This is a genomic window from Microcoleus sp. S36b_A4, from assembly GCF_036700645.1.
Classification (GTDB): Bacteria; Cyanobacteriota; Cyanobacteriia; order Cyanobacteriales; family Microcoleaceae; genus Microcoleus.
The window spans coordinates 44,271-65,779 of sequence record NZ_JAUBPI010000021.1 but is presented as its reverse complement, the minus strand read 5'-3'; the positions used below and the strand labels follow the sequence as shown (position 1 = coordinate 65,779).

General features: G+C 45.3%; 15 protein-coding genes. 9 read left to right on the top strand and 6 right to left on the bottom strand.

Features of this window, described 5'->3' with window-relative positions; all coding sequences use genetic code 11:
- Positions 1–262 precede the first annotated feature (262 nt).
- On the top strand, positions 263–472 hold the full coding sequence (locus QUA03_RS09285) for a hypothetical protein (protein ID WP_333211493.1): 210 nt from the start codon (positions 263–265) through the stop codon (positions 470–472).
- 50 nt (positions 473–522) lie between these two features.
- The gene (gene mnmE / locus QUA03_RS09280) at positions 523–1,908 is read left to right on the top strand and encodes a tRNA uridine-5-carboxymethylaminomethyl(34) synthesis GTPase MnmE (protein WP_333211491.1); all 1,386 of its coding nucleotides are present in this window, start codon (positions 523–525) and stop codon (positions 1,906–1,908) included.
- A 198-nt stretch (positions 1,909–2,106) separates the two neighbouring features.
- Here mnmE and QUA03_RS09275 read toward each other — a convergent pair whose 3' ends face one another.
- Complete coding sequence (locus tag QUA03_RS09275; protein WP_333211489.1) at positions 2,107–3,645, bottom strand: SagB/ThcOx family dehydrogenase; 1,539 nt, start codon at positions 3,643–3,645, stop codon at positions 2,107–2,109.
- Positions 3,646–3,872: 227 nt separating this feature from the next.
- Between QUA03_RS09275 and QUA03_RS09270 the strand changes: the two genes are divergently transcribed.
- The 4 genes from QUA03_RS09270 (at position 3,873) to QUA03_RS09255 (ending at position 8,738) form a co-directional block, all read left to right on the top strand.
- Entirely contained in the window at positions 3,873–4,394 is a 522-nt protein-coding gene (locus tag QUA03_RS09270; RefSeq protein WP_333211488.1) for a pentapeptide repeat-containing protein, read from the top strand.
- Between the two features lie 206 nt (positions 4,395–4,600).
- Positions 4,601–4,933, top strand: a complete 333-nt coding sequence (locus QUA03_RS09265; RefSeq protein ID WP_333211487.1) for a hypothetical protein — start codon at positions 4,601–4,603, stop codon at positions 4,931–4,933.
- A 32-nt stretch (positions 4,934–4,965) separates the two neighbouring features.
- Positions 4,966–7,041 carry a dynamin family protein gene (locus QUA03_RS09260; protein WP_333211485.1) on the top strand — a complete coding sequence of 692 codons (2,076 nt, stop codon included), beginning with the start codon at positions 4,966–4,968 and terminating at the stop codon, positions 7,039–7,041.
- 14 nt (positions 7,042–7,055) lie between these two features.
- Positions 7,056–8,738: a dynamin family protein gene (locus QUA03_RS09255; RefSeq protein WP_333211483.1), complete on the top strand. Its 1,683-nt coding sequence runs from the start codon at positions 7,056–7,058 to the stop codon at positions 8,736–8,738.
- Here the strand turns inward: QUA03_RS09255 and QUA03_RS09250 are convergent.
- Together QUA03_RS09250 and gloA2 are read right to left on the bottom strand one after the other, a co-directional pair.
- Positions 8,705–9,997 carry an endonuclease/exonuclease/phosphatase family protein gene (locus QUA03_RS09250; protein ID WP_333211482.1) on the bottom strand — a complete coding sequence of 431 codons (1,293 nt, stop codon included), beginning with the start codon at positions 9,995–9,997 and terminating at the stop codon, positions 8,705–8,707. The genes QUA03_RS09255 and QUA03_RS09250 overlap by 34 nt on opposite strands.
- Before the next feature lie 111 nt (positions 9,998–10,108).
- Entirely contained in the window at positions 10,109–10,495 is a 387-nt protein-coding gene (gene gloA2 / locus QUA03_RS09245; RefSeq protein ID WP_333211480.1) for an SMU1112c/YaeR family gloxylase I-like metalloprotein, read from the bottom strand.
- A 308-nt stretch (positions 10,496–10,803) separates the two neighbouring features.
- On the opposite strand from gloA2, the gene ilvC reads away from it, so the two are divergent.
- Positions 10,804–11,853 (top strand): ketol-acid reductoisomerase, encoded by a 1,050-nt coding sequence (gene ilvC / locus QUA03_RS09240; protein WP_333211478.1) that lies wholly within the window; start codon positions 10,804–10,806, stop codon positions 11,851–11,853.
- An 850-nt stretch (positions 11,854–12,703) separates the two neighbouring features.
- On the opposite strand, the gene QUA03_RS09235 is transcribed toward ilvC, so the two are convergent.
- From QUA03_RS09235 to QUA03_RS09225, 3 genes are all read right to left on the bottom strand, one after another.
- Positions 12,704–14,362, bottom strand: a complete 1,659-nt coding sequence (locus QUA03_RS09235; protein WP_333211477.1) for an alpha/beta hydrolase — start codon at positions 14,360–14,362, stop codon at positions 12,704–12,706.
- Between the two features lie 634 nt (positions 14,363–14,996).
- A complete protein-coding gene (locus QUA03_RS09230) occupies positions 14,997–17,000 on the bottom strand; it encodes a cation:proton antiporter domain-containing protein (RefSeq protein ID WP_333211476.1) in 2,004 nt (667 codons plus the stop codon).
- 267 nt (positions 17,001–17,267) lie between these two features.
- Entirely contained in the window at positions 17,268–18,665 is a 1,398-nt protein-coding gene (locus QUA03_RS09225; RefSeq protein WP_333211474.1) for an amidase, read from the bottom strand.
- A 305-nt stretch (positions 18,666–18,970) separates the two neighbouring features.
- Here QUA03_RS09225 and QUA03_RS09220 point away from each other — a divergent pair, with 305 nt between their 5' ends.
- Both QUA03_RS09220 and QUA03_RS09215 read left to right on the top strand, forming a co-directional pair.
- Positions 18,971–20,242, top strand: coding sequence for a type IV pilus twitching motility protein PilT (locus QUA03_RS09220; protein ID WP_333211472.1), 1,272 nt, complete (start codon positions 18,971–18,973; stop codon positions 20,240–20,242).
- 197 nt (positions 20,243–20,439) lie between these two features.
- A complete protein-coding gene (locus tag QUA03_RS09215; protein ID WP_333211470.1) occupies positions 20,440–21,240 on the top strand; it encodes a circadian clock KaiB family protein in 801 nt (266 codons plus the stop codon).
- Positions 21,241–21,509 lie beyond the last annotated feature (269 nt).

The following is a 21,509-nucleotide window of genomic DNA, read 5'->3' as shown; positions in this document are numbered from 1 at the left end:
AAAAACGGATAGTTGCTTTCCCACAGGAGTCGTTAGCCTCCCAAAATTTTAGACCCTAGTTGAAGCTACCCGATTCTTTTGTGGAGTCAATCTAAAATCTAAAATCTAAAATCGACTGACTGGACAAACGGGCGATCGGATTGGCTCGCCAAGTCCCTCGCTGTTGCCACGCTCTTCTAATATTTTAGAAAAAAAATGCTGAAATTGTTTATCCTGTCAATGAGATATGTATAATTTAACAACCAAGCCGGAGGTCAGTCAAATGAACGTACAACTGGTTGAATCCCTAATTCAAGTTATCTGGTCTCTCGCAGCCGACGAGCAATTAGCGACTCTAGGGAAAATATTACCAAATATCTCCTACGCTTCGACCCGGAAACTGGTGCATTTTGCCCTAAAGGGCGGCTATTTTAATTTTTTGAATGACAAACTAGAGATTTATACTCTCAAATATCGACAAGCAATTGCCTGATACTCAAAAACAGGATATTGAAAGAACTTTTGAATGTGTGAATAATAAAAATGTCTGAATCATTAACCAAAGGAGGAACGATCGCAGCGATCGCCACTGCCATAGTTCCCCAACAAGGCAGCGTCGGCATTGTGCGAGTTTCCGGTTCCGCAGCCTTAAAAATTGCCGAAACTCTGTTTCGCACCCCAGGACGGCAAATCTGGGAGTCTCACCGCATTCTTTACGGTCATATCCGTCGCCCCAAAACTCAAGAATTAGTCGATGAAGCTTTATTGTTAATCATGAAAGCACCGCGTTCTTTTACTCGCGAAGATGTGGTAGAATTTCACTGTCACGGCGGCATTATGGCTGTGCAGCAAGTCTTGCAGTTATGTTTGGAAAATGGGGCGAGATTAGCGCAGCCAGGAGAGTTTTCGCTGCGGGCTTTTTTGAACGGGAGGCTGGATTTAACTCAAGCTGAAAGTATCTCAGATTTGGTGGGAGCAAAATCGCCCGCTGCTGCACAAAGTGCTTTGGCCGGTTTGCAAGGAAAATTAGCGCAGCCAATTCGCAAATTGAGAACAACTTGTTTGGACGTACTGGCAGAAATTGAGGCAAGAATTGATTTTGAGGAAGATTTGCCGCCTTTAGATGAAGCTAAAACTTCTTTGGAAATAAATCATGTTTTGGAGGAATTGTCAACAATTTTGGCGACTGCCGATCGCGGAGAATTGTTGAGAACAGGTTTAAAAGTAGCGATTGTTGGGCGGCCGAATGTGGGAAAATCGAGTTTGTTGAATGCGTGGAGTAAGAGCGATCGCGCGATCGTCACGGATTTGCCCGGTACGACGCGGGATGTCGTAGAATCGCAGCTAGTTGTGGGCGGCATTCCGGTGCAGGTGCTCGATACTGCGGGCATTCGAGAAACCGAAGACAAGGTAGAAAAAATTGGCGTTGAGCGATCTCGCGCAGCAGCAAAACAAGCCGATTTAGTGTTGTTGACAATTGACGCAGAATCTGGTTGGACAGAGGAAGACTCGGAAATTTACGAACAAGTAAAGCACCGCCAGCTAATTATAATTATCAACAAAATAGACTTAGTAAACACCATTACCGAACTACCTTTTTCCTCAGAAATTCACCCAATTGTTGCCGCAGCCGCCGCCCTCGATCGAGGGATAGAAGACTTAGAAACAGCAATTTTAGATGCCGTCAGCGGGGGAAATTTGCAAGCAGCAAACTCAGATTTAGCAATCAACCAGCGACAAGCAGCGGCGTTAACCAGAGCTAAAATTTCTCTGGAACAGTGCACAGATACTATGAGCAATAAATTGCCTTTAGATTTCTGGACAATAGATTTGCGCGGGGCTATTCAAGCATTGGGGGAAGTTACGGGCGAAGAAGTGACAGAATCAGTGCTCGATAGAATATTTAGCAGATTTTGCATTGGCAAATAGCAATGGTAGGACTTACGTAAAACCTCTCTATTACAGGTTTGCAATCCTCACTTTACCGCTATCACTTGAAAATTCAGAAGATTGACTGACTCGCTTGTTTCATTGTTGGCAGATTGAGTAGTTCATACCATAAATCAGCAACGCCAATTCTTCAATCTAAAATCTAAAATCTAAAATCTAAAATCGATTGACTTATTCTTACGATCGAGGTCTTCCAAGACTTGTAATATAAAGCACAGCCTCACCCGCAGGAATACCGAGAACGTCATTGACGCGATCGTCAAAAAAGCCCCCGATACCGCTGACACCCAAACGCAGTTGCATAGCTGCTAAATTCAACCGCTGGCCCAAATGACCCGCGTCCATGTGCAAATAGCGGTAAACTCGATCGCCATATTTTGCTACAGCCCTGTTCAAATCCGCCGTGTGAAACAACAGCGCCCCCGCATCTCTGCCCAAGTCTTGCCCCAAACACAAAAAATGCAGTTCCCTGCGGAAATTTTTAAACCGAATTTGTCGCAATTCTTGAGCTTTCGGAGCGTAATAGTAACAGCCTTCTTCTAACCCATTTACTCCCGAAACAGCAATAAAAGTCTCGATCAAACTTAGATCGAAATAGTCGGGATAACCGTCTAATCCTTGGTCGATATAGTGCTGGGGCTGGTAAGTAAAATCCAGCATAGCTAGCAGTTCGCCCAAGCTCAAAGAAGCACCTGTATAAGCACGGGTCGAACGCCTTTTGAGCATAGTGTTTTCTAAATTTTCCAGGTTCACTCCCCAAGGAATCGAAGGAGTGACAGTCGAAACTTTACTACAAAATGGAAAGTTGTATTTATCCTCTAATTCCCCTTCACTTTCATCAATTTTCCAGCCATCAGCTCCGGTAGGGTCTGATTCTAAATGCGTCGCTTTGTGAAGGTATTTTAACAGTTGACCTTCGGAAATTTTCGGGTAATCAGTGGTGGTGTTTCCGGGCAAAGCTGTTTTAAATTTAGGCAAGTTTTGGTCAATATCTAGCAAGTCGGCTAAAGCAACTATACAAATCGCTCCTTCTTGCTCCGAGTCAATGTAAAGTAATTCATTGACAGCTTCGTCGGCGAATCCTCCAATCAGGTGAGGTCGGTAATCGTTGACGGCGCAAGCTAACTCAATATTACTCAATAAATGCCCAGTGTCTAGAAAAATTCGCCGATAAGCTCGGTCTTCATAACGCCAAGAAGAACGGAAAAAAACAGTGGTAATGGCGATCGCCAATTGGGTATTTTCTAGCGCTGGCGACTGGAAACAAGCTGCTTGCAATGTCGGCCAAACTTGACTGTCCCAAAAATGAACAAGTGAATGAGTTCTGCACTGATAGTTGTAGAGTCCGGCCGGCAACTGGGCAGTGCCACGGGAGATTAAATAAACCTCTGCTGGGTAGAGTCCACCCGCCGACGGTGCAGAGCGCAAATACAGGTAGCTATCGTCTACCGTCTGCACTTTCGCCGTCAACCCGTAGCTGCACAGCAACAAGCTAGATAACCGATGCCACCAAGCGGCATCGGGATCGGCATCGGCATCCTCCGAGGGATCTTTTAGATAAGGCTTGAGGTCAAAATACGCTCCAATTTTATATTCTTTGAAAGGCACAGGTTGCTCTGTCCAATCTAGCTGTTTGCTTTTAGCAGCAATGGTTTCAGGGTCGTATTTGGTGCGTTCGTGGTAGTGCTCAGCAATGGAGAGAGGATGTTCTGGCATATTTCAGTAGAGGATTGGCTTTGGTTTCTCGATCGATCTTGACATTACTAACCGCTTACTGGTCGAGTAAGGCAGAAATTTACAAATATAAAAAAAATCTTAGAAAAAATGCGACTGTTGTTACACAAGCTTAACATAAGAATATGCCTAAGTATAAATACGCAGAATAATAACCATTAATTACTGTTATGGATTGGCTGCAGTAGCTGTCGTCATGAGGAGTGAAAATGCAAAAGCTAAGCGCTGAGGAATTGCTTGCTCAGTATGCTGAGGGCCAGCGAAACTTTAACGCCGTTGACTTAAGTGAAAATAACTTGTTTCAAGCAGATTTGACAGAAATAAATCTTTCTGGTAGCGTTCTGAGGCGAGCTTATCTGCCCTACGGAAATTTGACGCAAGCTAATCTTTATAAAACTGATTTGCAAGAGGCTGAATTGGGCGACATTCAACTTTATCAAGCTAACTTGTCGGAAGCAAGTTTATCAAGAGCAAACTTATCAAGAGCAAATTTGCGTCACGCCAATTTGCAAGGTGCTAATTTGCAGAAAGCTAATTTGCAAGGTGCGGATTTGTACAATGCAGATTTGACGAATGCCGATTTGAGATATGCGGATTTGAGTCGAGCTAATTTGGAGAAAGCAAAGTTAAGCAAAGCTCAATTAGCGGGCTGCAACTTATTTCGATCGCGCTTGGGTGATTTGTCGGAAGCCGAGTGCGATCGCACTACTATCGGGCCCGAAGGCTATTGATGATTTGCAGCGGCTAGTCTAGGGCCTAGGGCGATCGGCTTAATTAGTCGTGAAGCGTAGCTATCCCGTAGGGAATCGCTCTTTTTAAAATTTCTTAACATTTCTCGACATGGGGGAAAAGGTGAGTTACAGTCGTAGAGAACTTATGGCTCCGCAACATTGACAATAAATAACACATTTTTCCAGCGGAAAACAGGCTAAAATTTATGAATTCTCCAGACAACAAATCCCGAGAACTCCGGCGTAAAGAACAAGAACTGCGGAAGCGAGAACAAGAAATTCGGCTCCGCGAACTAGAAGCCGAAATCGACCGCTCAGTGCCCGAACATCTAACAAGCAAGTACCAAGAACCAGACAGCCAAGTTAACGGCAAACTCAAACAGTGGCGCCGAAAAATTATAGCAGCCGCTCAATTTACAGGCATTGTCATTGCTGTTATCGTTGCAGTTCGCATAGCATCTTGGCTGGCAGCCGCGCTGATAGTGGGAGGCATTGCTTTCATAGCTTACAAAATGTTTATTGAAGAAGACAGAAGTTGAAAGCTCAAGCAGGAAACTATCAGGAAACAGCCATGAACCTTAAAGTAGAAACTAGCAACTTTCTCAACGATTTAGAGCGCGTAGCCGCCGTCCGCCGAGAAATTGCCGATCGCCTCAGCAACATCGCCACAGCCATCAACCAATCAGAATTAGCAGCAGGAGAAGCATCGGGAAAACTCGGTTTAGAAACAGACAACGCTGACATTGATGTCGCCAGTAAAAACTTGCGCCAAGGAGTCTTTCGCCTGTTAGTGCTAGGTGATATGAAACGCGGAAAAAGCACTTTTCTCAATGCGTTAATCGGCGAAAACTTACTGCCCAGCGATGTAAATCCCTGTACAGCTTTGTTGACGATTTTGCGCTACGGTTCAGAAAAAAAAGTTACCGTTTATTTCAATGACGGCAAAAGCCCCAAACAGCTAGATTTTAAAAGTTTTAAACAGAACTACACAATTGACCCCGCTGAGGCAAAACGTTTAGAAGAAGAAAAGAAACCAGCATTTCCCGATATCGATTGTGCCGTAGTAGAATATCCCTTACCTTTGCTGGAAAAAGGCATAGAAATAGTAGACAGTCCCGGACTGAACGATACAGAAGCCCGCAATGAATTATCTCTGGGTTACATCAACAACTGCCACGCTATTTTGTTTGTGCTCAGAGCAACTCAGCCTTGCACAATGGGTGAAAGACGTTATTTAGAAAATTACATCAAAAATCGCGGATTAAGCATTTTCTTTTTGATCAATGCTTGGGATCAGGTGCGGGAAAGTTTGATTGACCCGGATGATCCTGAAGAATTAGCAGAAGCAGAAGGGAAACTGCGGCGGGTTTTTCAAGCTAATTTGGCTGAATATTGTTTAACAGAAGGACACGATATTTACGACGAGCGAGTGTTTGCAATTACCTCAATTAAGGCGCTCAGGCTGCGGATGAAAAACCCGGAGGCGGATTTGACAGGAACTGGTTTTCCCGAGTTTATGGCGGCACTGAATACGTTTTTGACCCAGGAAAGGGCGATTTCGGAATTGCGCCCGGCGAGGACTTTGGCGCGTCAAATTTCTGCTCGTGTCCGCGAAGCTGTTGGGCGCAGATTACCATTACTCGATCGCGATGTCAATGAGTTGAAGGAAAAAATTAATTCAGTTGAGCCGGAGTTTAAGAAGCTGACTCAAATTCGGGATGAGTTTCAACAAGAAATTATCGAAGTTAGAGATAGTAAATCGCGGGCGATCGCAGATTCTTTCCGCGCCTACGTTCTCAACTTAGAAAACACCTTTGAAACAGACTTTTTGCGGTATCAACCGGATCTAAAATTTCTGGATTTCTTCAGCCAAGGCAAGCGAGAAGCCTTTGAAGCATCGCTCAAACGAGCATTAGAGCAGTACATCAATGACAAACTAGCAGCTTGGACTCTCACCGCAGAACAAGAGATGAATTCAGCATTTTCGCAGCTATCGAAAAGTGCGGCAAATTACGGAGCATCTTACACGAAAGTGACTGAAAAAATCACCGAAAAACTGACCGGGCAAAAAATACCAGCAGCAGTCAGCAACTCGAACGAAGATAACTCGCCAGCTTGGGCAAAATGGGCGATGGGATTGTTCTCGTTAACGACCGGAAATCTGGCGGGCGTAGCAATGGCAGGAGCTGGTTTTGACTGGAAAAATATCCTGCTTAATTTAATCACTGTGTTGAGCGTCAGTACAATTTTTGCTAGTTTGACCGGGGTTGTTTTGGGGCCGCTATATTTAGCTTTGTTGGGGATTGGTGTTGGCGTTTTGCAAGCAGACGGAGCTAACAAACAGTTGGTTAAAGCGGCAAAAAAAGAGTTGGTGAAATATCTGCCGCAGGTGGCTCAAGAGCAGTGGCAGCCGATTCACGATGCTGTGAAAGAGTGTTTTGATGTTTACGGGCGAGAAGTGGGCGATCGGATGAATGCGGATATTAATTCTCGGAAAGCTGAGTTAGATAATTTGCTGGAACAAAAGGAATCTCGCGAGATTAATTGTCAGGCTGAATCGCAGCGGTTGAAAAAATTGGAGGCTGATGTTTCTGCCGAGTCGCAGAGTATTGAATCGCTATATCAAGGTTTCCTAGCATCCGCTTAAAATAAAACAACAATATGCAACAACCCGCAATTTATCAAGACCTGACAGACTATCTCAAATCAGCACTCGGTATTCTCGAACTTGATAAAAACTCCCAACTGTATCGAGATACCACCTCAATTTGCGACTATCTCGCCAAACCAACTTTTCAAATTGCTGTCTTTGGCCCGTTTAATTACGGCAAGTCAACTTTGCTCAATGCAATGCTTGGAAATCGTGCTTTGCCGATCGACCTTGTGCCCACTACAGGTGCTGCCATTTATGTCAACTACGGCGAGGAATTGCACGCAAAAATTACCCTGAAAGACGGCACGGAAATTAGCGAACCGGGGACTGATGTTTTGAAACGCTATGCCATCCTTGACGACGCGAGACAAATGCGGGATGATGTGGCCGCCGTTAATGTTTATTGTCCCCATCCATTCCTGAAAACGGGTGTGGAATTGCTGGATTTGCCGGGAACCAACGATCGGGAACAACAGGATAATTTGGTTCGGGATAAATTGCTAACGGCTGATTTAGTTGTGCAGGTTTTAGATGCTCGCAAATTGATGACTTTAGGCGAACGGGAGAACTTGAGAGATTGGTTGAGCGATCGCAACATCAACACAGTCGTCTTTGTTGCCAATTTTCTCAATCTACTCGAACCAGACGACCAAAAACAAGTATACAATCGGTTGTTGTTTGTTGCCGAAAGTTTTCGCTCGAACTTGCCGAACAATATCAGCAATATCTACCGCGTCGATGCTTTGCCGGCTTTGAGGGCTAGGCTAAAAGGAGATGTGGCCGCAGCCCAAACTACAGGAATTGCTACGTTTGAATCGGCTTTGCAAAGTATTGTGGCAGCTCAACAGGAACAACTAGCAGTTAAGTTGCCTAGAATTGAAGCTATAGCTACTAAAATTTGCCAATCTCTCCGAGCCAAAGCTGAAACTGTCACCGCAGAAATAGCCGCAGCTCAAAAGAAGCATAAAGACAAAATTGAAATTAAACAAAAAGCCGAAAAATTGATATCAAAAGGCTTTCAAGCCAGCGTTTCCGATTTCGAGATTTGGCTTTACCAGCCCACACTTTTGCAGCGGTATCAATCGGAAATGGCGCTGTCGCTCCAGGAAGGAAGTTTTGACGCCTGGAAGCTAAAATTTGAGAGAGAGGTCTTACATCAGCAGCAAACCATCGCAGAATGGGTAAATAAAGCTTGCGAATTCTTTGAGAAAGAACAGCCGATCGCACTTTTGATTTCCTTTCCTCCATCCCCGCAAGTCAGTTTACCGGAGCCGCCACCACCTCCAGCTCAAAAGTCGATCGAGGGCGAAGTGGCTCCAGTGGCGATCGCCACAGGCTTAGGTTGGCTATTGGGCGGGCCTGTGGGAGCTGCAGTAGTCGGCGGTGCTAGCTATATTTTGAATAAAAGAACTGGGTATGAGAAGCCGCCTGAATCGTCAGAAGCTTATCTAAATCAAGTAAAGGAAATTTGCAGTGAGGCTGCTAAAAACTATCTCGCTCGCTTCAGTACCGATACTTTTTCCATGCTGCAACACTACAAGGAAATCGCCGGAAAAGTTATCTGTTTTCAAGACAGCAAAGAGCCGCTACAGACTAATATTCAGCAATACCAGATACAGTTAATCAATAATTTGTTAGAAAATATCGAATCTTGGCTTCAAAGAACCAAATCTGTAATTAACGGCAAATGATCCGAACCGACATTGCGGCCAGTACGAATCTTCAAAACACCAATTTCTTTGCTGACTAGAAAGTGATCGATCGGAATATAAGCCAGCGGCATAAAAGTCGGCCAAGTCGGTAAAATGCCAAAGCCCGATCGCGCATTTCGCAGGTTTCCGGTTTTGACCATATTTTTATAGAAAGGCGACCACATTGTGGTATTGAAATCGCCAAGCACAATCACCGGATTTTTGACTTGGGCTGCATACTCGCCGATGCCTGCTAGCTGTCGATTGCGCTCGATAAAACTCTGCTGTTTGATCGGCACAGTGGGGTGAACAAGAATCAAAGAAATGATTTTACCTTGAAATTTCACATCCGCAGACAAGCTCTTTCTTCGCTTTGAAAAGGCTTTAATAGAAGCATTTTCTAAAGGCAGCTTGCTGTATATTGCACTGCCAAATCTATCAGATTCTTGCAGGTTGGAAGAGTAAGGAAAAATATCGCTTAAGACGGCTAACTCCTTCGCCCAAACTGTGCTGACTTCGACAAAAACCGCGATATCTGGTTGTTCTGCTTTTACCAGCGATATCACCTCAGAATAGCGTCGGTTATTCGTTAAAACATTTGAATGCAAAATCCGCAGGTTTTGTCCAGGAGTTGCTCCGGCAAAGGCGGCCGCTGGAAAATACCAAGGAACAATTTCCGCCAAATTAATGATAATGCAAAATGCGCTCACCAGCCACCATATTTTTTTTGAGCGCACGAGAGCGAAGAATATAAAAGTAGAGAAACCAACCAGCAGATATTGTAGTTTAAAATGAGAAGTCAATTCAAAAAAAATGTTGAATTCTCCCAAATAACCGACTATTGACAATACGGCATTTACAGTGGCTGCGATAATAAACCATTTTAAAATTAGGTGCTTCAAGCTAAGGCTTTTGTTGGTCATGCTGTGCATCACCGCCCATTTTAGCTTGATTTTGAGGTCGTTGGTAATCAGCAATTTATCAATTTCTGCTACCAGTTGTTCTGGCTGTTCCAACTCTCGCCGCTTTTGATAAAATCTCACCAGCAAGCTATCTACCACAAAATAACTAAAATAATTGGCAACAAATCCTGCAAATACCAACACACCTAAACCAATCAGCATACCAAAGGAACCGCCGACTTTAACCAAACCCGACCAAACGGCTGCGTCACCTGTTTTACCTGTAGCTGCTATGGCTATAAATAGCATTAAAGCAGGCAATCCGACCGTGATTGTGTTTCTGATGATATAGTCCATTATACAATTTTAGATTTTAGATTTTAGATTGGGAAGTAATCATGCAGTTTTTAGGGCAATGCACACCCCACCTATTGACTTAAGAGCGACTTTACAAAATCGGGATACTCCTTAAATTTCATAGATTTCTAAGGGTAAGTTGTCAGGATCTCGGAAAAAGGTAAACCGTTTTTCTGTAATCTCGTCAAGGCGAATTTTTTCTACTTCTACTTGTTGGGATTTTAAGTAAGCAACTGATGCTTCTATGTCCTCAACTGCAAAAGCTAAATGTCTCAAACCGCAAGCTTCAGGATTGTTAATTCTTTCAGGAGGATGGGTAAATGAGAAAAGCTCGATGGTGTCGCCGTTTCCGACTCGCAAATCTAGTTTGTAAGAATTCCTCTCGGTTCGGAAAGTTTCTTTGATAATGGAACATCCCAATACTTCTACATAAAATTTTTTCGAGGCTTCGTAATCCGAGCAAATAATAGCCACATGATGTATTGCTTTTATTTTCATCTGAAAAAAGTTAGTTAGTTGCGTTTTTCTGAGATGTTGCACCATTCTCAATAAGCTTTTTATGAACAGGCTTTTCTGCCTGTTCCACAACAAAATTCACTCTTTGTGGAACAGGCAGAAAAGCCTGTTCTTGAGAATGGCGCAAGATGTGAGTTTGTCCAAATGCACAGCACGCTATTGACAATTATATTTGACGATCGCAGACTCTGCCAGAAACCCTGCTAAATTCAGCGCGATCGCCCTTTATTTTCCCCCGTCCAAATCTTAATTTAAAAATTTCTGCAAAAAAAGTACCCTACTTTGATAAAATGAGAGTTTTGCAGTCAATCACCCAATTTGCATCTCAGGAGACAAGGATTATGGCCCGTATGTATTACGACACCGACGCGAACCTAGACCTCTTAGCCAACAAAACGATTGCTATCATCGGCTACGGTTCCCAAGGACACGCCCACGCGCTTAACCTCAAAGACAGTGGCATGAATGTCGTTGTCGGTTTGTATCCCGGTAGCAAATCTGCAGCCAAAGCAACCAACGCGGGTTTAACAGTTCACCCGGTAGACAAAGCAGCCGCCGCCGCTGACTTCATCATGATTTTATTGCCCGATGAAGTTCAAAAAACTATTTACAAAGAACAAATCGAACCGAACCTTTCTGAAGGAAATGTTTTAGCATTTGCTCACGGTTTTAACATTCACTTCGGCCAAGTTGTTCCCCCTGCCAATGTAGACGTAGTAATGGTTGCCCCCAAAGGCCCCGGACACTTGGTGCGACGGACTTACGAACAAGGGGAAGGTGTTCCGAGTTTGTTTGCAGTATATCAAGATGCTTCCGGTCAAGCGCGCGATCGGGCAATGGCCTATGCTAAAGGTATCGGTGGCACCAGAGCAGGCATCCTGGAAACAACTTTCCGCGAAGAAACAGAAACCGATCTTTTTGGCGAACAAGTAGTTTTGTGCGGCGGTTTGAGCGCCTTAATTAAAGCTGGATTTGAAACTTTAGTTGACGCCGGATACCAACCGGAATTAGCTTATTTTGAATGTTTGCACGAAGTTAAACTTATCGTTGACTTAATAGTAGAAGGAGGCCTCGCCAAAATGCGCGACAGCATCTCCAATACCGCAGAATACGGCGATTTAACTCGCGGCCCCCGCATCGTCACGGATCAAACCCGCGCCGAAATGCGTAAAATTCTCAGCGAAATTCAATCCGGCCAATTTGCCCGCGAATTCGTTCTGGAAAACCAAGCTGGCAAACCAGGTTTTACCTCCATGCGCCGTCAGGAAGCAGAACATCCTATTGAAGAAGTTGGTAAAGATTTGCGAGCTATGTTTAGCTGGTTGAAAAAGCAAGCCTAATCAATTTTAGATTTTAGATTTTAGATTTTAGATGGGAAGACCAATCTAAAACAGCCCTAGAGGCATAACCTCTATCTGTAGGGTGTGCAATGCACACCTTACCGCTGGGAGGAAAATCTAAAATCTTAAGTTTAATCGATTACAGATTAGAGAGTGGATAAAAAATCTCTAATCTACAATCCAAAATCTAAAATCGTACTGTTGGGTTTCGCTTCGCTTAACCCAACCTACAATACTACAAGAAAATGGCTAGGTATTATTAGAGAAACCGGGTTTATCCCTGGTAGCTCCAAACTATCGACTCGGGCTAGGGCTTTTTTGCAATTTATCAATATCCTGTTGCCTTTGCTCGTTGAAATCTCTCGGCCTCAACCAATTTGGCCACAACCCGACGAAGAACTTTCGGCTTGCTACGCTAGTATCTCTTACAGGTTTGGGGAGAAAAGTTAAAGTGTCACCGTAAAGGGTAAACAGGGCTGCCAACAGAAGCAATAGCGGGATAAGATTTTTTTTAGGCATTGCAGTTTGGGAGTAGAGTTTGTGGAAGCAGTTTGTTATATTTTGCCCTTGCACGGACAAAATATATCAGAAACAGCTTAAGAAAAAAATACACCCTTCGGGGCTAAGCGGCAGCCCATACAAAAGGAAAAGCTGCTAGTCGTAATATCGTTTCCGCTGACATCGGAATCATAATTTTCCCAATGCAGTGGTAGCTTCCCGTGTGGCTCCGTGCTCTCAGGAGCGACCGAGAAGACGCACTCAAGTATAATTTTCATGTCACCTTATTTGATATTGCTACAAGTCTTAATAATTAGTTATTAGCTAATGACCAATTATTAATTACTAATCACTACTTATTCCCTTGAAGAAAAGTTTGCACTACTGCATTAGTTTCCGGGGAAATTTCTGTTACTAGCCGCACCGGGATTGCCGATGTGGAAGCAAATTGCGCGTATTCTGGTGTTAGAAAAACTGCATATTTATCAGCTTCAGCAGTTAGTTGCGCGGCGGTAGCCAAACTTACAGCTTTAATATAATTGCGTATGCTAACAGCTTGGTCGCCGACAACTTCATCGCCGGTAATTACTGTGCTCGGCCGACGAACTTGGTTTAAAGTTGTACTCGGATCTTTGACACTTAAGTGGGTTCCTCCTACCAAACCAACTAGCCATTTAGGAGATGGAATTTTCGGAAAGCCGGCAATTTGTTCGGCTAAGGCGGGAGTTGTTTTGTCGGCAGAAGATGCTACTATTAAGGTGGGAATTTGAATGGCACTTAAACCCGTTTCTCCAAATAATAATGATGTGATCGGATTCATGGCGATCGCCCTTTTAATCCTCCCATCCCGCAATTGATACCGTTCTTCGGGTAATCCGGCCGCCGCGCACTGAATGCCTTCGCCTAAGCTGAACCCAATCAAATCCCCCTGACACCTTTGTTTGAGTGCGCTCAATTGCAGTTCGGCGCCGGCCAAGGACAAGGCTGTAGCGCCGCCAAATGAATAGCCAATTATTACCCATCGGTTGATCGCAATTTTCCCCTGCAAATTATCATCAGTTTGGTTCAATTTTGTCAGTTCGTCGAGTACAAAACTGATGTCTTTGGGACGCTCTAAAAACTCTTGAGGAGCTAGCAAGGGACACTGCCCCGCCATCGCAGCATTGGTATTCGTCTCGTTGCTGCCGGGATGTTCTAAAGCTGCTACCACATAGCCGTGAGACGCCAAATGCTCAGCTAAGTAGCGCAAATCGGTGCGGACGGAACCCAACCCGTGAGAAAAGACGATCGTCGGTTTGTCGGCTGTCGCAGCTTCCGACCAATACACATCAACTGGAATAAGTCGATTGCGGGCACTATCGTTCAAATCTAGCGCCCGTACCTGCACCAAATTAGCGCCGGGCTGGGTTGGATCGAAAGGCAGCTTAAACGCGGGTTTAACCGCTGCTAACTGAGGTGCGATCGCCGCCATAAAGCGCTGAGTTTGCCAAAAACTGGCGTTCATATTTCCCAAAACTGTGAAAGCTCGATCGAGATCCACCACTACTCGCGAGCTCGGATAAGATTCAATGAAAGTCAATACCGATAAGCCTTCCGGCGCGTTTGCTCCCTGCACCAAAGCGGCTCGCAGGGCTTCCACACCCCCACCGCCACGCCTAGGTATGACTGTAGTCAAATCCGTCAGGATGGCAGTGCCGATGCCCGTGTTTAGCAAGTTACTCAGGCCGACTACATTTAGGGGAATTTTCGCTTGCAGCGCCCGAAAAATTTTACTCCGCTGTTCCTCAGACAGGAGATTTGCATAAGCTTGAAGTTTGGCGGGGACTTTTCCTGTTTCTGCGAGTTCGCGCAAATCCTCAACCGATATTGACGATTCTAAAATACCTTTGCGAACAACAACCGTTTCTGCAGCTTTTGCAGAGGATGTCGCGCCGCTGAAAGGATTAATCGAAATCGAACCCAAAATACTCGCCACCGAAGAAAACCATCTGAAATTTGGTCTGATGCTCATTTTTACCTTATTGAACTAGAGGGGGTAGATCACCATATTCTCAAAATTCTCCCAGATACCGAGAAATTGTCCTAGATGCCGAGAAATTGTCTCCATCGGGGTGTGATCGTCAAGGTCTCTACGCATATTTACTTGCCGATCGCACATTCCGTACCTAAGTGCACTTCTTGTGCGGGTGCTAATGATGACGAGTTAAATGATGTTTTAATCGATCGCCCAAAAAATACAACCTTCACGAGTGAAAAGAGCGATCTAGTGTATTTACGAACCGCACAAAGGTGCGGAAATTTTGCTAGTAATTCCGTTGGGTTAGGATTAAATATAAGACTTACACAATTGTCACAAATAGGACTTAAATTTTAGGTATGTAGTTGCGATTGTGCGCTCTTAGTTAGGAAAGAGCGCACAATCGCAACTATAGCCGTTCTCAAGCGTTGTGAGGTATGGGGGCGAGCCCGATGCCCGATGCCCGATGCCCGATGCCCGATGCCCGATGCCCTATTCCCGATGATTACCTCATGTTACTGAGAAAGGCTATACATACCTTTGTTTAATTTGCCAGTTGGCTTTAGTCCTAAAATCTTAACCGCAGATGAATGCAGATTCATAACGTAATCTGCGGTTAAAATATTCCTCAAGATACAGGAAAATAAACAACAAGCATCGAAATATTTTGGTGAGTCCGGGCGATCGCTTCCGGTTCTTTGAGAGTTCCCGGTTTGTCCCACATATTCTGTTGCTGAGAAATTGTTGTTAAAATCAGCAAATCGTGTTCTAACAAATTCTGCGAAACTAGCTTGATAAAATTTCCCCGCACCCGATTTACTGGTATTTCAGAAAGAATTGCCACCTCCGCCGCACTTTTGTTGCTTTGTTCCCGTTTTGTCGCCACTAACAACACTTGCAAAGTCGCCTTGAGTTCGTCGGCTAAACTCTTAGCAATATCCACGGTTTCCTGAAATCCAAACCGAGTCAACTCGCTGTCAGTTACCGCCAAAATAATTCTGGCTGTATTCTGGAGAGGATCGGGAAATCGAGCAATCAGTACGGGTACGGGCGATCGCCTGATCACAGTATCAATGATGCTGCCAAAAAAATTGTCGCGCGTCGTGGAAAATCCCTTCCAACCACAGACTATTAAACTAGCCTCGCGTTCGGTTGCACTCCGTAGGATTCCGCGATCGATCGCATCATCTATCCTTGCGATCGGTTCAACCGCACAAGCAGCCGCATGGGCGACAGTTTCCGCAGCCGTCAAAAGTTGAGTTTGCTGCATTTTATCTGCCGGTGAAATTGCTTCCCCGCGATCGGACAAAATATGCAGCGGTAGCAAAGTTCCCTGAGATGTTTTTGCTAAAATCAAAGCCAAACGCAGCAAATTATCTTCCGTATTCGGATTAGCAACAGGGACTAAAACTCGCTCTCCCCATGAATGCTTTCCCGAAGTAGCAGTCGGCAAACTAGACCCCGGCGGCTGCATTTCTTGACCCCACCGAGATACAATCCAAGGAGAAGCGACACAAGTTACTAAAATCATGGCAATGATGCCGTTCACCGTTTCAGTATCGACCAATTTAATGTCAAAAGCAACCGTAATCGCAGCCAAAGTAGAAGCAGCTTGAGCAACAGAAAGACCGAACATTACCATAATGTTGGGAAACTCAAAACGAAATAATTTCCCCGGTAGCCAAGCTGCCAAAAACTTGCTCACCACCTCTGCTAAAATCATCACTGCTGCCACCAACAAAGACTGCGGCTGCTTCACCAAAATTAGCGGGTCAATTAACATCCCCACAGAAATCAGAAAAAACGGCACAAACAGCGTATTGCCAATAAACTCAATCCGATTCATCAGGGGACTCATTTTGGGAATAATTTGAGTTATGGCAATTCCCGATAAAAATGCACCAATAATTGCCTCAATTTCAATTAGTTCTGCTGCGTAAGAAACTAGAAATAGGGTGGCCAATACAAATATAAATTCGGCATTTTCGTCATGTCCAAATTTCTTAAAAAACCAGCGACCGATTTTGGGCACTCCCCACAAAGTAGCAAAAGTGTAGATAGCAAGAGATGGAATGAGAAACAGCCAAAATTCGAGAGTTAGATTTCCTTTGAAAGCTTTAACAACAATTGCCAGCACCAACAGTCCCAACACATTCGTAATTAAAGTCCCGCCCAAAGTAGTAGTAATAGTCTGAGTTCGCATCAATCCCAATTTGGTGAGAATTGGCAGCGCTAAAAGCGTGTGCGTAGCAAAACAAGAAGCGACTAAAATTGCAGCCAGCCAGCTATATCCCAACAGCAGCATTGCTCCTGTCCCCAATATCATCGGTAGCGAAAAAGTAGCCAGCCCAAATATGACAGCTTTGTCCGCATTGAGTTTAAGGTCGTCGAGGCTAGTTTCCAATCCCGCTAGGAACATTAAAAACAGCAATCCTACAGTACCTAACAAAACAATAGTAGCGTCTCGTTGCAGCAAATTTAGACCGTTGGGCCCGACAATTACGCCAGCAATAATTAAACCGACTATTCCCGGTAGTCGCAAGCGCTCAAATACCAGCGGGGCGATTAGCATGATTGCTAAAAGAACTAGAAAAACGGGAACGGGAGCGGTAATCGGGCCGGAAGTTAACATAAATTTCACCCTAAATATTGGCAGCGAACTGCTACCATTTTTAAAACAAAATAAGCACAATATCTATCAATCTAAAGAAGGATTCTCAATAAAATACAGCATAATTGGTAATAAGTATGACTGGGCGAGCAACTCGGTTTATTGGTCAAATATGGGATGGCTGACTAGAAAATTCTGCAATAAACCGGATTTTTGGTTCGCCGCGCACAAGTCCTGATTCGGCATACCCATAAAAAAGGGAAACGTGCTTTTATTTCTTGCTCTTCCCTATTTAAAATCTAAAACCGGGAAAGGTTTCGCCGCTTCCATCTGCGCCGCTAAAGCAATTAAAGTGGCTTCCGCCGCCGGCCGCCCAATAATTTGAATTCCCACAGGTAAACCGTTGTTATCTAAAATGGCAGGAAGTGCGATCGCAGGCAAACCACTAGCATTAAACGGCGGACAAGGAGCAACCCAATTAATAATTCGCTGCAAAGTTTCTTCAAAACTCAAATCTGCCCACTCCCCAACCCGGATTGGCGAGTGCATATAAGTCGGCAAAACTAACACATCAAATTTTTCAAAGAATCCCACAATCCGCCGTGAAATCACCTGCATTTGATTCACCGCCCGCAAATATTCCCCAGCGGAAATAGTTCTTTCTAACAGCCAGCGATTCATCGGTTCCAAAGCAGGGCCTGGAATACCGCTTGCCGCCGCCCCAGACTGCCAAATTGCGATAAACGGTTCGATTAAACCCGTAAAATCAGGGCATCCCGGTTCGACATCGTGACCCAAATCAGTCAGTAACTTGACGGTTTCGAGTACCGCTTGCTGACAGATAGCCGAAGCCTCGCCCACAGGGGAAATACTGGTAGAAAAAGCAATTCGTAGCTTGCCTAACTCTTGAGTGGAAGCTTCTAAAAACGTCGGATTTGAATCGGGTAGCCAGTACGGATCGCCTGTTGTGTAGCCTGACATCACATCTAAAAGTGCGGCGGCGTCAGCTACAGTGCGCGCCAGGGGGCCGTTGGCAGAAATGCCGCTGAGGTAATCTCCGACGGGGGCCCAGGAAACTCGCCCCCGCGATGGTTTAATGCCCACTAAACCGCAGCAGGAAGCTGGGCCTCGGATCGAACCGCCACCGTCTGAACCTTGGGCGATCGCGCATAAACCCGCCGCTACAGCCGCCGCTGAGCCGCCGCTGGAACCTCCGGGCGTATACTCTAAATTCCAGGGATTGCGCGCCCGCAGGAAACCTGGGGGTTCGGTGTAAGGCAATGAACCAATTTGAGAGGTTGCTGTTTTGCCCAGAATGTTAAATCCCGCTGCTTCGATCCGCCATACCACTGATTCGCTGTAGTTAGATATGTTATTCACCAAAGCTTGAGTGCCATAGGTACAGGGAACGCCGGCAACTGGTGTCAAGTCTTTAATCGCAATTGGTACTCCGAAAAAAGGTGGCAATTCCTGTGGCTTGTTTAAGCCGGCTAGTTGCTCGGTTTGAGATTTAGCCAGGGCGATCGCCCGATCGGCCGTTACTGTAAAATAACTGCCAAGCTGAGGGTTTAATCGATCAATCCGTTCCAAGTAAAGATTGACAATTTCTAAAGGCGACACTTCCAGGGCGCGAATCGACTTCGCCAACTCCAAAGCAGGAGTAAAAGCCCGATCGACAGAATTCATCCGTTTAACTCCTTAATAGTTGGACAAAGTATAATTTAATACTGTTGAGTTGCTGCAAACTCTTTTCCTTAAGAAATTTATCCAAAAAAGTCAAAAATTCATATTTGATCATATATCGAGAGTGATGGCATCCTCCAATTGGCAGAATATTTCCTTAGTAGTGCAGCATTACGACCCTATCTTGGGATAGACTGAGAACAACAGTTAAGCTTTTGTGCAAGAGACGCACAATGGCGATCGGCATTGTTCAACTCCCACAAATCATCTGTTCGAGTCAGCCTTCTCACCAACTTAAGGTAGCGCATATGACACAACAGCATCCGCCAGCTCCTCGCCCGCCCGTACCCGGAGCTCCCCCACCGCCAGGAATGCCCCGCCCTCCAGCTCCAGGGATGCCCCCCAGAGCAGCAGGAATGCCGCCAGCACCGCCGCCTGCCGCACCCGCACCAGCAGCGCCACCCGCACCAGCGCCGCAATCCTTCGCCACACCTAAAAGCCAGAGTTCTAGCAGCGGCGGAGTTCCGAGTTTGAAAGAGCTAGTAATCCGAGCCAAAGATGAAGGAGTATCCGACCTTCACCTCGGAGTAAACGAAGTTCCCCGCTTCCGCACCCGGGGCGAGATTGCCGACATCGGCTATCCACCGACCGATTTAGATACGTTTTTTGGCTGGTTGCGGGAGTGCATGAGCGATGAAGAAATTGAAATTTTCCAAAAAACCCTAGACTTTGACGGCGCTTTCGACTTCGGCTTCGTCCGCATTCGGATCAGTTGCATGGACTCCTTGGCCGGCCCGGCAATGGTACTGCGGCTAATTCCTGCCAAAATAATGACACTGGAGGAATTGAAACTGCCGGAGGTATTTAGGAAAATATGTGGCTACCACAAAGGGCTGATTTTGGTGACAGGCCCGACAGGTTCGGGTAAGTCTACCACGTTAGCCGCGATGATCGACTACATCAATAAGAATAAAGCCTACAATATCATCACGATCGAAGACCCGGTAGAATTCGTACACGAAAGCAAAAAATCCTTGATTAAGCACCGGGAAGTCGGCAGGCACACCCTCAAGTTTATGAGCGCTCTCAAAGGCGCTCTGCGACAAGACCCGGATATGCTGCTAGTAGGAGAAATTCGGGACAGAGAGACAGTGGAAATCGCCCTCAAAGCCTCTCAAACCGGTCACTTAGTTGCAGGAACCCTGCACACCAACAGTGCGGTTAAGACCCTGAACCGGATTCTTGATATGTTCGGGGCGGAAGAACAGGATGCCATACGGGTCTCAATTTCCGAATCCCTAGTGGCGATTATTGCTCAACTGCTGTGCAAAACCACAGACGGAAAGCGGGCTGCTTTCCACGACGTTATGATCAATACCGACGTGGTTAAGGAATACATTCTGAAGGGCCAGAATGAGGAAATTAATCAAATCATGATCAAAGATACTTATGAAGGCATGACGACGATGAATAAGTCGCTCTACGGTCTTTATCAAGAAGGTCGAATTACTGAAGAACTTTGTGTAGAGAACTCGCCGTTCCCGAACGAAATGGCTCAGATGCTGCGAGGTCGAGTCTAAATAGTTGACAGTTGACAGTTGACAGTTGACAGTTGACAGTTGAAAACGAGGTTTTTAGGATGGGGATTTAAACAGTTGACAATTATCAAATATCAATTATCAAATGTTAAACCCGCTCATAAAGGTCAAATGTCAATTATTAACTGGTAAAAATCGAGTGTTAACTGTTAACTGCTAACTGTTATTGGTGTACTGAATTGAAAGTCGATCGCCCTATTTTGCCGGAATTTTTCAAAGGCATTGCGCTGTTTACACCAGGGGGAGACTTAATCTATTGCATAGACCCCCGCAAGCAAACTCGGTGGCATTTGCAGTTGTGCGTAGCTCTACAGGAGATCCTCGGTTTGTCAGAACCGCCGCATTTTCTGATACCTTGCTACACGGCAACCGTTGACTCCTGGCTCGATCCAGGCGATAGGCAGGTGCGGGTTGCTGCCGAGGCCTACCCCCCCGTGCTGCGACATCAAACACTGTTGAACGCCATTTTTGGGACTGGCGACTTAGTGTGGCATCCCCGTAGCGAAGAAATGTGCGAACCGATGGCGATTGCTACTTATCACGAACAATTCCCGGAACTTTGGGAAAATCACGACTTAGTTATACAGTATGCCAGCCCCGAAGCTCGATCGGACTGGAGCAGTTCCATAGTAACTCCCTTGGGCTTTCCGCAAGCGCAGCAAACTCGGCTTCCCAAACCAACAGAACTCACCCCACCGCCACAAACTCAAGGGTACGTTTTGCGTCTGTTTGTTTCCGGCAGCAACCCCAGCACCGAACGCACCCTAGAAACTTTACACCAGTTTTTAGAGCAATGCCTCGATCGTCCCTACACTTTAAAAGTAATTGATGTTTTGAAACATCCAGACCAAGCTGAGGCAGATCAGATTTCAGCAACTCCTACTTTGATTAAAATCTGGCCCAAACCCGTGCGACGAATTGTCGGGGAATTGAACGATGATGAAAAAATAGTGCGGCTGCTGAGTTATTCGGAATTTTAGATGGGGGCGAGGATTTTTGCGATTATTTAATAGGGGCGATCGCGGTTTTAGTAGCGATGGAATTAACAACATTTAGTAATTCAGTCATACGCAAAAAGTGGTTTGACGTTCTACTTTATCGGTCAGGTATTCTTGGGCCGTACACCCAAAATATAGAGGTTCTACATCCAGGAATGAACTGCGGGTGAGGCACTGCACTCACCGCGAATAATTAGGGTAACTTACTTGGCTTGAAAATTGTGGTAAGGTGCGCCGAAGAGCACCCTACT